Origin of the sequence: Trichocoleus sp. FACHB-46, from assembly GCF_014695385.1 — a bacterium.
Classification (GTDB): domain Bacteria; phylum Cyanobacteriota; class Cyanobacteriia; order FACHB-46; family FACHB-46; genus Trichocoleus.
This window is the reverse complement of record NZ_JACJOD010000026.1, coordinates 1-12,012: the sequence shown is the minus strand read 5'-3', so window position 1 is coordinate 12,012 and position 12,012 is coordinate 1. Positions and strand designations below refer to the sequence as shown.

The following is a 12,012-nucleotide window of genomic DNA, read 5'->3' as shown; positions in this document are numbered from 1 at the left end:
TATCCTCCGAGTAAACAGCCAGTGCTATTCAAGAAATGGTGTTATGAACATAACGCTTATGTTAATGCATAGTACAAGCGATCGCCCACTATTTTCCTACTTTAGGTAGATAGAGGCTTTGTAGAATTTTTTGACTTGATTGAATGAATGACAGCGATCGCCAGGAATCTAACTTATTCGTACTCATCATTACTCTGCGGAAGCAAACGATTTTAGTTTTGATGCTTATTTAAGGAATATTCTTCACTAAGGAATGGCGAAAAATAGCTTGTAGTTGGCAGACTATTACGCTGAGGCTTTGGGTAATAGTCTGCTATTTTTCGTCTTTTTGAGACCTTATCAGCTAAGTAGAATTAGTAAGGTTTTGTTAATGACTTCTTAAAGTAGTCATTGCGCTCTGTCAGATCTGGTAAATTCTCAACTCCATCAAACTGGAATCCATTAACAGAGGTCAATGGAACTGAAGTGCCTGGAGCACAAGTGGGATGTTTACGAGCTTCAACGTGAATATGAGCAAACCCTCCATTTGCATCTGCTGCCTGAGATACAGTTCCTAACAAGCTGTTTTGAGTTACTACAGCTCCGTTAGAAACACGACGATCCATATGACCAATTAAAAGACTCCGATCTGGAGCAATTTGTAAGCATACTAAATCTGAATTGATGTAAGAAATTGTGCCAGCAGCAGGTGCTAAAATCGGTTGACCAGCAGACTTGTTAACATTTCCATCCGCAGCATAACAAGAGTTCGTTCCGAAATCTTTAGCTACTGAAAGGTCTAATCCAAACGTGCTTTGATGTGATATATATCCTTGATAACCTTGACAAACATACCAAGTTTGGTTATTGGCGAAAGGAAGACCAATCTGTCCAGTATCGCTGCGTGAGGGTAAGACCTTCCAGTTCTGGTCCTGCTCAACAAGAATCGTACCTGCGCTTTTGCGGCTGAAACCATTCATCAACCAACCATCAACAGAACCACTTACAGCATGACGCCATAGAACATCTGATTTGCCGTCACCATCTAAGTCACCAACTCCAACAACTTTCCAGTTCTGGTCTGGCTCAACAGCAATTTCACGCGCCTCTCTGCGACTGAGGCCGTTCATCAGCCAAGCACCGACAGAACCACTTACAGCATGACGCCATAGAACATCCGATTTACCATCACCATCTAAGTCACCAACTCCAACAACTTTCCAGTTCTGGTCCTGCTCAACAAGAATCGTACCTGCGCTTTTGCGGCTGAAACCATTCATCAACCAACCATCAACAGAACCACTTACAGCATGACGCCATAGAACATCTGATTTGCCGTCACCATCTAAGTCACCAACTCCAACAACTTTCCAGTTCTGGTCTGGCTCAACAGCAATTTCACGCGCCTCTCTGCGACTGAGGCCGTTCATCAGCCAAGCACCGACAGAACCACTTACAGCATGACGCCATAGAATATCCGATTTGCCGTCACCATCTAAGTCGCTTGCAGTGGTGGCTAGCGAAGGAATTGATAGGGCTAAAACTAACCCCACGCTACTAAAGACGCCAACGGTAGCTAAGGCAACATATTTTAGTACTGCAACTGAACAAAAATTGAAGGTCTTAGTCATTACAAGTGCTCAAGGTAGATGCTTACCATCGAACACTTTGGCACTTATAATCAACGCCATGTGTGATTTGATACAGCTATGTCAAGTTCAATGAGGCTTAGCATGGAACAGTTTTGGCTCTATAGCATCGGTTATGCAGGTTCCAAGTTTTTGAAAGGAATAATTCACTTCTTTCAAAAGGCCCATTTACTCACAGAGGCTCACTAAGGCTTAAAGTTTTTCCTTTTTACATTGAAACTAGGCCAATACAGTAATTCGACCCTCCGGCGATCGCCCCTCTCCAAAAAGAGCGATCGCTGAAGATACAAACTATGACTACTCGTCGTCACCCTGCGGAAGTAAGCGATTCTAGTTCTGGGAATTTGAAGATTTGGAACCAGATGTGGGCGTGATAGAGCGGAGAAATAATCCTAGTAGCCCTTGGGGAGATAGGAGAGGTGGATCTCCTGGTAGTCCCGCTGAAACAAGCACTTCATCATTGACTAATTGGCAGCGGACAGGCAAGGTTCAACACTACCACGCTTGGTTCTGGGGAGGGCATAATTTCGAGCGAAATAGAGCAATCGCCCTAACCTAAGCAATAAACTGCTGGAGTTATTTAACAGGTTGAGTTCGGTCCTGCGCGATTTCAGTTTGACAGTCAGCTTTTTATCGGTAAACTGTCCATAAAATAGCCACAAGAATGACGCAACATATGTGGATGCACCGGCAAAGGGAGATCCGCCAACTCTCCAGAGCGCTTCATCATCTTGGAGATCGCCCCCGTCGTCAGCTTGGCTCCTCGTTCATTTACAAACAGAGCATAGCTACCCGAGTAAAGTTCTCGCAGCAACACCAATGCTTCCAGCTCATCCGGTTGTAAGCGATGCACCCCGCTATTGCTGCCTTTGAGGCGAGTAATCGCAATACAGCGCTCCTCAAGCATCACCGCATCCCACTTCAGCAAACAAGCTTCTCCCACTCGCAACCCATGACGAAACATCAGTAAAAGGAGCGTGCGATCGCGCAAGGGATGTCTACCGCGTTGGCCTGCCGCCTCAAGTAGCCGCTGCACTTCTCTTGGGGGCAGGTACTCACGACTGCGGTAGGTGAGATTGGGTTGTCTGGAAAGCTCTGTGGGGGGGGACATAGAGCCATTTTAGAGTAACTGTCCATAAAATGGCTATTATCTGGCAGAGCAGGGATTGCCAACCAGGGATATCCAAGAGTATTTAGGACATAAGAATATTCAGCATACGGTGCGGTATACGGCGGCCAATCCGGCTAGGTTTGATCGGATTGTTTGGACGTAGAAGGAGACGGAGTAGGATGCTGATGGTTAAGGCTATGACGATCTACAGCAACGAATAGCATGTTAAGAGGCGCTAAAGTGGTTCAGTTGGTTGGGAAAGCGACGCTTGATCTCTTCTATGGGAAGTAGCAAACTGGCTTCGATTTCCTCACGAACTTTTCGGCTGACGTAGCAATCACTGTTAAGGCACTCAACTAGTAATTTGTTGGCCTCGGAGTATTGCTGAAGTTGTTTTATCTGATCATCACTGAACTGCCAATCATGTCCAATATTACGATGCTTGATGAGCACAGGTCTCAATTTCGCTGTCCAGGCTGAACCGTTAATCCGCCACCATTGCTGGGCAAACTCCCAATCTTTATCGAGATCTGGAAGCTGATCTTTAAGCTCCTCAAGGGATTGCTTGAGCGCAGGATCGTGGTCGCTGGCGAGGCCACGGGCGCGGTCGAGGGCGCGGGCGCGGGTGCTGGCGCGGGCGCGGGCGCGGGCGCGGTCGCGGTCGAGGGCGCGGGCAAGGGTGCGGTCGAGGTCGAGGTCGAGGGCAAGGGTGCGGTCGCTGGCGCGGGCGAGGGCGCTGACAAGGTCGCGGGTGCTGGCAAGGGTGCGGTCGCTGGCAAGGGCGAGGGCGAGGTCGTGGTTGCTGGCGCGGTCGAGGGCGCGGGCGAGGGCGGGGTTGCGGTCGAGGGCGAGGGCGAGGGCGAGGGCGCGGGTGCTAGCGAGGTCGAGGTCGCTGGCGAGGTCGAGGTCGAGGTCGCTGGCGAGGTCGCTGGCGAGGTCGCTGTTGCGGGCGAGGGCGAGGTCGAGGGCGGGGTTAAAGTAGAATGCTCGAATAGCAGCCAGCTTATAGGGAGCATTAACTGAACAGGTCTTCTGTTGAACCCAAGCCAGGAATTGCTGAACTTTTTTGTCGCTCGCTACTATCTCATCAATCTGAGATTTCATCAGCAGAAGCAGAGAATCTGCCTCCTCTAGCATTCCTACGGTTAAGAGAACAACTTCTCGCCATCGCTTTTCGGTCAAATGAGCAACGAGAAGTGGATGTAGTTCCTCGCGCCTTTCAATTCGATGGGCAGTAAAGTATTCGTGAAAAGTGAGGTGGCTGAACGAGTAAATGCTCCGTGCCCGTTCCACTAGTAGTCCATGCTGTGCCTCAATGGATTTCAAAACGGCTTCACTATCAAGCCGCAGGGCCTCTGGGTCTACTTGAGCACCAGGTAGATTTTGAATATAGACTTCGATCAGGCGCTCAGCATCCTTTTGTTTGAAGAAGTAGTTACCCTGCTCAAAGGTGGTAAAAGCAAGTTGGCTCAGCAAGTCTTCCTTGCGTTTGAGTGAAAGTTCTCGATAGATCTGCTCTCGCTCAATACTGCGGGTGCCATCCCATTTCTTGAGCAAGACATCTAATCCCTCTTCATATAGTTCGGAGCGGTTGGCGGGAAAGTCGGTTCGTCCCTCAAAGACCAGACATAACAGGGTCAGCAACAGAGGATTGGTCGCCAGTTCTTGAATGCGGGGATGCGCTCTCAGTTTTGCTAAGAATCGCTTCGTCTTCTCTGGTAACTGTTTTGCTTCAAACCAGCGACCAGCAAAGTCTGTAATTTGCTCGTCATTAAAATCAGCAACTTCAACCTCTGTAAACTGCTGAAAGACAAACTCTTTCGCTGCAATTCGGCAAGATGCCACAAATGCATTCTTAGGAAAACGGTCAGAAAAAGACTGAATTTCCTGCAACACCTGCTTGCTGGTTGCCTCGCTGACTTCATCTAGTCCATCCAACAGCAAAAAGCCGCGCCCTTGGCTAAGGATTTGTTCTGCGTTCTGAGGCTCCTGAACACCTAGTTCCTTCAACCACTGGCTGATGTAGGTGAGCAATTTAGGTGCTTCTGAACTATCTCCAAAATCCTTCAACGTGATAAAGATGGGAACCCGATGTTTCTGAAAGTTGCCCGCATTGCACAACGTTGCTAGCCGCTTGAGAAAGGTGGTCTTTCCAGCACCAGGCTTGCCCAGCACCATTAACTTATCGAATTCCTCTACGGCTAGCAGTCCTGACCTACGCTCTGTACGGGTGTGGGCAAAACCGAAGTGATCGAACTCTTCCAGGTTGCAATGCTGCAACAGTTCTTCCAGGTCTAACCGTCGTCGTCCAGTGATTTCTTGCAGGATATTGACATCGGTATAAATCGTAGCTAGGTCGATCGGGCGAGTCATGTCTAGGACGCGCATCTCGCCGCACCGCTTCTGGATGTTGAGGTAGACCTTTTGCCTAACTTCTTGAACTGAAGCATCAATCTGAGAGCAATCGCTTAGCTCGCTGGCATCAGGAGCCAAACTATTGAGTGCCACCGTATTCTCCAAATCCAACCCCAGGCGATCGCAGATGAGAGCAAAGTTCTCGCGGTCGATCGGCTTGCCCTTGAAGAAATTATTGACGGTCTGCCGAGAGAGCCCCAAGTCTTCTGCCAAAGCATTTTGGCTGAGCGAATACTGAGCTAAGGCAATGTTTGCTCTTTCGATTCCTTTTGGTGCAGCCTGGAGCGATCGCGTGCCCATAGTTCAACGGTGAAAGTTGAGCTTATTTTACCCACGGCGCTGAAGTCATACCGAACTTAGGCTGAAGTCATACCTAGCTTCGCCCTGGCTGAAACTGGAACAGAAGCTGCGATCGCGACGATAAGGGTGTTGAGTTTAAGGACAAACGCAATGCAGAAAACGAAGCGATCGCGCCGCCCTCAGAAACCAGATGTTCTTCCATTCGTAATTCTGGTACTGGTCATTGGTTCCTTTGCCTTGGCATGTATTGATGAGGATGCTCGTGCTACGTTTGCTGATCTGGCCAAGGTCGGTGTTGGTGGCTATATCGGCTTGATGATGCCATCTAACCGGACGGGTAAACCTGATTAGGCTGATGTTGATAACCAGGGGATGGATAAAACGCTTCCATCCCCTGGTTGCCTGTGCACCGTTAGCTGTCTATACTTAACCACGATATTTCATAACTTCTGTATTTACAGAAAAACAGAAGTTATGGGAATTTGTTGAGGACTATGTGGAATACCCTTGTCTTCGCAATTTGAGTATCTTGTTTCTGTAAAACTGTAAAATCGTAATACAGGTTTTCTGTAAATCTTTACTTCTGTGAAACATGAAACTTGCTGTTCAAAACCAAAAAGGAGGGGTTGGCAAAACAACCCTTGCCATTCACATCAGCCATGCTTTGGCACTGAAAGGTGCAAGAGTGTTGCTAGTTGATGCCGACCCTCAAGGTTCTGCCCGTGACTGGGCAGCCGCGCGAGAAGACAAACCTCCCTTCTCAGTGGTAGGGCTCGATCGCCCTACCCTCCATCGCGATCTCCCTCCCATTGCCAAAGATTATGATCATGTTGTAATTGATGGGCCACCTCGTGTCTCAGACCTAGCTCGCTCCGCCATCATTGCAGCAGATCTGGTTGTTGTCCCTATTCAACCCAGTCCCTACGATGTGTGGGCAGCCAATGAGATCATCAAACTAATTCAAGAAGCTTCTGTATTTAAGGAAAACCTGAAATCTGTATTTGTAATTAATCGTAGAATCGTAAATACAGCGATCGGACGAGATGTAGGCGATGCGCTAGCAGAATACTCCATTCCCGTTCTCAAGACAGTGATTAGCCAGCGAGTAGGTTTTGCGGAATCTGCTGCGACCGGGCGAACTGTGCTTGATATTGACCCAAAAGGGGCAGCAGCTAAGGAAGTTCTTGCTTTAACGAAAGAAATTTTGAGCTTAGGAGTTTAGGCATGCCAGGGAAGAAAGTCAGCTTTGGTCGAAAGCCAAGCGGCGTCGAGAAAACCGTAGACGTTGAAGAGTGGGTAACAAACCGCGAAGCTTTGGTTGAGGCAGAGCAACCGCCATCATCAGCAGAAGCAGCTAAGCCAGAGAACATCAAACGTCTCACCTTGGACATTCCTGAAAGCTTACATAAGGCCATCAAATTGAAAGCAACCAACGAGGGAGTAACAATGGTGGAGCTCTTAAGAGAACTCCTAGAGGAACACTACGGTTCTAAGAGTTGATTGCAATTAAAGAATTGTGTATTTACGTTTTTCAAGATTTACAGAAATACGATAACTAAAATGACAGACTCCCAGGCCCTTTCAAATGGCCTGTGTTGGATTTAGCGGGATAGGGACATGTTACTGAATTGAGTAGTCACAGATTTACAGAAATCATGTGATACAGAAATAAAGAAAATAAAGTTGATCACTGATTGCCCTGTATTGGAGCATCAGCCAATTAATTGTGAAATGGCAGCATCTAAGCCGTTTTCTCTTGAATACGGTGACAAATAGGGTTCTTCGTGTTTCATTGCCTGGTCGTTAGGGATTTCAGGGCTTGCTTCAGGCAAAAAAGGCTGACAGCAAGCGTGTACTCTATTTGTCAATAATTCTCTCCTTTCAGAAGCGGCCCCTTTTGGGCATGTCCTTAAACAAACTCATCCACTTTAGGAAGAATTGAGACGTTGATTTGGAAACGAGTTTATTTACAGGTATGGAGTAGTGGAAGCTGCCTTTTGGCTTAGGCAAGGGAAGAGTAAATAAAACGACCGAATATTTACAGGTTGATTTGAGGTAAAGGATTTGCAGTCCTTTCATAGAAATAATAGAGCGCTCTCTAGCTATAGGTTGTAGAGAGCGCTTTACTCTTCTTGCCTAAACTTTGCCTAAATACAGGCAGAGATCCCACAACTTTTGAGCTTCTGACCTCTACAACCCCAAGGCAGGAATTGTTAGCCCAAAATCTTTTAATAGTCAGCTTTTGAATTATTCTCAATTGCTGAGATATCAACAGTATCTCAAGATTCTGTAGGGACAACGGCCATTCGCCCCTACAGTTAATCATGCAAGCTTATTGACAACATGACTATTCTCCTGGAGCACCTAGCGTGTTGATTAGGTCATGACCTCGCTGGAAGACTCCGTCAACCAGCACCTGGACGCGTCTTTCATGAAATGGGTTTGCGACCCTCAAAGATTTCGAGTTCTGGTTGTCCGGATTTACAGGACTAGGCATGTCTTTAAGGTCACGAGGTCCGGCATACTTGCCCCAGATTATGTACCGAGTGATGACAGCGAGGAGCTCTCCTTCTTCGGAGGATAGACTTATGGAACAGTCACGGCACAGTCGAATGAGATCGTGAGTGATAACTAATTTATCAAGCCGATCATTGATCTCTACCCCTGGCCGCATTGCCATGAGGCAGCCCTTTAGTACACACTCTAGCGCGTAACCTGCAAGAAGGAAGTAATCCCCCAGGAGCTCCATATCATAATGATTGGCGAGCTCTTTTCCCTCTTTTTTTCTTGCTCCTTGCTTCCCAAACGGGCCACCATCAGCTAGCCATTGCACCGTATCCCGATCGTAGGCTGTATAGGCGATTTCAAAGAGTGCGTCTGCGGCTCTCTTGTGACGGCGGGCAGGGAGTAACCAACTCAAAGGCCATTGACATGCAGCTAAGAACGCCTCTTTGCGATGCTCTTCTATAAACTTACGCTCTTGCTCCGGCGTTGCGTCATCGAATATTTTTCCCACAGACCCTCCGCATTAGATAAACAGGTGCAAGCGTCTCTACAACCCCATCACTCGAATTTTCAACTAGTTTGTGACCAATGACCATTTGCGTACTACAGTAGGCGGACTAATTCTGGCCTAAAAAATGCAAAAGCATCCGTATTGCAAGCGTAATCCTGGGTGCTTTTGAAGCCTACAACCCACTCTCTCGTTGAGTTATTGCGTAGTCAGTAAATCTGACTTAGTGGATCTGGGCGATCGCGATCTCACCAACTCCCAATATTTTGCTCATTTATAGGAAAGTTCTGAAGTAAAAGTTTCCTGCGATCGCTAGGAGAGTTCTGCCGCCGGGAGTATCGCTTTAGGGGCAATGCTCACTTTATCTGTGCTCAATCTCTAGCTGAGCAGCACCGACAAGCCGCGATCGCGCTGCTAGCTCGATGTTTATAGATTTTCTAAAAGCTGGTGACAAGATTCGAACTTGCGACCGGCTGATTACAAAGCATTTTGTGAATAGCTAAAACACCCAGAAAACTGGGTGTTAATAGCGTTTTTAATCTCTAAATATACTAATTTTGTACTAAATATAGTGAGTGTTAACCCTATAACCCCATTACTGCAAAGTGAGAATGATTAGCTGAAAATTAATAGGATAGGGGTTTATGAGTCCCCAGAAGTAAAACTCAAATCTCTCTATCTATATACGGTTTAGCGCTTCACTCTACAACCTTGCCTAAACTTTGCCTAGATACGAGCAGAGATCCCTCTAAATTTCAAGAAGGACCCCTACTACCCCAAAGCAGGAATTTATAGCTTCTCTCAGTACTTGTCAAAGCCTTACACAAAATTCTGACACTTTTGATTACACCGCTCTGGGCCAATTTCTACCTCATTATCGACTCATCACTTATGTCTATTCAAGCTAAATTTTCTAGCCGATTTATTCGATTCCTGTCCCTCAGCCTGACCGTTGCAACGCTGTCCTCACTAATGGGACAGATTCCGGCTCAAGCGCAAACCACTTTTTCAGATGTAGCGTCAGATTATTGGGCAGCACAATTCATTCAAGCACTCGTCGATCGTGATGTGATTCGCGGCTTTGCCGACGGCAGCTTTCGCCCCGACGAGCCGATTACTCGTGCCCAGTTTGCCGTCTTGGTCGGGCAGGCGTTCGACCGACCGACTGTTCGCAGTGCTGTTCGTTTTCGGGATGTGCCCAGCAGCTATTGGGCCGCCAGCGCCATCCAAACCGCTTACGCCGAAGGCTTTCTCAGTGGTTATCCTGGCAATGTCTTTAACCCAGATCAGCCCATGCCCCGCGCTCAGGTTTTAGTCGCTCTGGCGAGCGGTCTACAGTTTGAGCCGAGTGGAACCAATGCCAGCGTGACAGGTGGCTTCCGTGACTACGATTCAATTCCTTCTTATGCCCATGATGGCGTGGCGGCGGCGACCTTCCGCGACCTCACTGTGAACTACCCCAACATTGATGTTCTCAATCCCAATCGCGCCGCGACCCGTGCTGAAGTGGCCGCCTCAATTTATCAGGGTCTGGTGGCGACTGGCAGTGCTCCTGCGATCGAGTTTCCCTATATTCCCTAAGCCAAGCGATCACTCCTGTGCAAAAATGCATAGCGGCAGTGGGGGTACAAGCCCGTTTCATTCGAGAGTTTTACCAGCTGTGCAAATCGTTCCGAGCCGTCAAGTGGCTATTTGAGTTTGCGACACACTGTCAAATTTTCCAGTTTCCGAAAGTATTTATGTATGGCCCATTTTCATGAGCCACTTAGGATCGCTATATCAGTATCTTGTCCTTATCGACAGTTGAAACACGAAGGTATAGGGTACAAATGGTTTGCTTCATGCAGCAAGGGTATCAAAAAAGGACCCTTTTTTGATAGGGCTTTTATTCAAAACTCTTACCCTAATTTAGGGCCGTTTCAGCCTCGTCAATTTATACCCCTTTTCTGATAGTCCTTGATGGCTGAGTCCGTCATCAACGATCGCGATCGTCTGAGGGTGGTAGGGGCAGCGCTCACAGTTTCAGACGCACGGCTTTGAGCCAGATGAGTAGCGCGGCGGTGCCGCTACGGGTGATTCAGGAGATATCGGGACACCGTAGTTTTGCAAGTGCTTCAACAGTATCCTGAGGTATTGGAGTTGCAACTGGAAGGGATAATCGCGGCTTTGAGGTTCTAGAAACGATTGATTAAGCTCGCTAATACTGTAATAAACTCAACCGGTTCTACTGGCTTGGGGACATGGGACTGAAAGCCTGAAGCTAAGGCTTTGATGCGGTCTTCTGTCCGTGCATAAGCAGTTAGGGCGATCGCCGGAATTTGACCTCCTTGGTCTGGCGCTAAGGCGCGAACTTGACGAATCAGCGTGTACCCATCCTCACTGGGCATGCCAATATCACTGACCAATACGTCAGGTTTTTGGTCAAAAGCGGATTGGATGATGATAGATAAAGCCTCTCTAGCGGAGGCCACGGTCGTGGTCATGGCTCCTCTTTGCCTTAGCAGCATGGCTAACAACTCGCGGGCATCGATTTCGTCATCCACAATCAAAACTTTCAAGCCATCTAATCTCGGTGTGTCCAGCAAAGGGGCTGTATCACTGGCGGTAGGATGCACTCGTTCCATGTCTGTCGGTTCTGGACGAAAGATAGTAATGGGTAGATTAACCATGAAGGTAGCTCCTTTGCCTTCACCTGCACTGGTGGCATCAACACTGCCTCCATGCAGTTCTACTAAGTGACGAACAATCGCCAGGCCGAGGCCCAACCCCCCATGTGCCCTCGTGGTGGTACTATCCGCTTGCTGTAAGCGCTCGAAGACATAAGGTAGAAACTCCGGACTGATGCCTTGCCCAGTATCACTCACAGTCACCTCGATATGAGACTCGATATGAGAATTGATCCGCTCTAAACGAATCTGAACTCGACCACCTTTCGGGGTGAACTTCACCGCATTGGAGAGTAAATTCCAAAACACCTGTTGTAGGCGATCGGAATCACCCGAAACAGGGCCAGCACCAGGGTCTAAAATACTCTGCAAGCGAATATCTTTGGCTTCTGCGGCAGGTCGGATGGAGTCGATAGCGGCCTCAATTACCGAAACTAGGATCACCGGACGAACATTTAAGCGCAGCTTGCCAGTAATAATGCGAGAAACATCCAATAGGTCATTGATGAGTTGATTCTGCGCCCTCGCGTTTCGTTCGATCGTCTCTATCGCCCGATTTGTCGTGGCTTCATCGAGGTGTCTAGAACGCAGCATGGTGGCCCATCCCAGCATGGCATTTAGAGGTGTCCGCAACTCATGGGAGACGGTGGCGAGAAACTCATCTTTCAGTCGATTGGCCCGAGATAACTCCTCTGCTTGTTGCCGCAGTAATGCCTCGACTTTTTTGCTTTCGCTCAGGTCAAGCACAAAGCAGACCCAAGCGAGTTCGTCACTTTCGAGTCGTGCAGCTCCCAGCAAAATGGGAACCTGACTGCCATCTTTACGAATGTATGCCTTCTCGAATGGGGTGCAACTCCCAGAGGCAGCAAGTTCTTGTAA

General features: G+C 48.1%; 11 protein-coding genes. 6 read left to right on the top strand and 5 right to left on the bottom strand.

Annotated features, from left to right (window positions below):
• Window positions 1-353: 353 nt before the first annotated feature.
• Window positions 354-1,610 (bottom strand): FG-GAP-like repeat-containing protein, encoded by a 1,257-nt coding sequence (locus tag H6F72_RS15320; RefSeq protein WP_190437206.1) that lies wholly within the window; start codon window positions 1,608-1,610, stop codon window positions 354-356.
• Between the two features lie 640 nt (window positions 1,611-2,250).
• Complete coding sequence (locus H6F72_RS15315) at window positions 2,251-2,739, bottom strand: tyrosine-type recombinase/integrase (RefSeq protein ID WP_190437204.1); 489 nt, start codon at window positions 2,737-2,739, stop codon at window positions 2,251-2,253.
• A gap of 40 nt (window positions 2,740-2,779) precedes the next feature.
• Here H6F72_RS15315 and H6F72_RS15310 point away from each other — a divergent pair, with 40 nt between their 5' ends.
• On the top strand, window positions 2,780-2,902 hold the full coding sequence (locus H6F72_RS15310) for a tyrosine-type recombinase/integrase (protein WP_190437267.1): 123 nt from the start codon (window positions 2,780-2,782) through the stop codon (window positions 2,900-2,902).
• 62 nt (window positions 2,903-2,964) lie between these two features.
• Here H6F72_RS15310 and H6F72_RS15305 read toward each other — a convergent pair whose 3' ends face one another.
• On the bottom strand, window positions 2,965-5,454 hold the full coding sequence (locus H6F72_RS15305) for an NACHT domain-containing NTPase (RefSeq protein WP_190437201.1): 2,490 nt from the start codon (window positions 5,452-5,454) through the stop codon (window positions 2,965-2,967).
• A 150-nt stretch (window positions 5,455-5,604) separates the two neighbouring features.
• Here H6F72_RS15305 and H6F72_RS15300 point away from each other — a divergent pair, with 150 nt between their 5' ends.
• The 3 genes from H6F72_RS15300 to H6F72_RS15290 all read left to right on the top strand — a co-directional run bounded on the left by H6F72_RS15300 (window position 5,605) and on the right by H6F72_RS15290 (window position 6,954).
• Window positions 5,605-5,805 carry a hypothetical protein gene (locus tag H6F72_RS15300; protein ID WP_190437198.1) on the top strand — a complete coding sequence of 67 codons (201 nt, stop codon included), beginning with the start codon at window positions 5,605-5,607 and terminating at the stop codon, window positions 5,803-5,805.
• Between the two features lie 241 nt (window positions 5,806-6,046).
• The gene (parA, locus tag H6F72_RS15295; protein WP_190437195.1) at window positions 6,047-6,676 is read left to right on the top strand and encodes a ParA family partition ATPase; all 630 of its coding nucleotides are present in this window, start codon (window positions 6,047-6,049) and stop codon (window positions 6,674-6,676) included.
• 2 nt (window positions 6,677-6,678) lie between these two features.
• The gene (locus H6F72_RS15290; RefSeq protein ID WP_190437192.1) at window positions 6,679-6,954 is read left to right on the top strand and encodes a hypothetical protein; all 276 of its coding nucleotides are present in this window, start codon (window positions 6,679-6,681) and stop codon (window positions 6,952-6,954) included.
• An 847-nt stretch (window positions 6,955-7,801) separates the two neighbouring features.
• Here the strand turns inward: H6F72_RS15290 and H6F72_RS15285 are convergent.
• Window positions 7,802-8,470 (bottom strand): hypothetical protein, encoded by a 669-nt coding sequence (locus H6F72_RS15285; protein WP_190437189.1) that lies wholly within the window; start codon window positions 8,468-8,470, stop codon window positions 7,802-7,804.
• Window positions 8,471-9,358: 888 nt separating this feature from the next.
• Between H6F72_RS15285 and H6F72_RS15280 the strand changes: the two genes are divergently transcribed.
• Both H6F72_RS15280 and H6F72_RS31135 read left to right on the top strand, forming a co-directional pair.
• On the top strand, window positions 9,359-10,048 hold the full coding sequence (locus H6F72_RS15280; protein WP_190437186.1) for an S-layer homology domain-containing protein: 690 nt from the start codon (window positions 9,359-9,361) through the stop codon (window positions 10,046-10,048).
• A gap of 464 nt (window positions 10,049-10,512) precedes the next feature.
• Window positions 10,513-10,596, top strand: a complete 84-nt coding sequence (locus H6F72_RS31135; protein WP_242016963.1) for a hypothetical protein — start codon at window positions 10,513-10,515, stop codon at window positions 10,594-10,596.
• 45 nt (window positions 10,597-10,641) lie between these two features.
• On the opposite strand, the gene H6F72_RS15270 is transcribed toward H6F72_RS31135, so the two are convergent.
• Window positions 10,642-12,012, bottom strand: a 1,371-nt coding sequence (locus tag H6F72_RS15270) for an ATP-binding protein (protein ID WP_190437184.1), incomplete at its 5' end; no start/stop codon positions are given.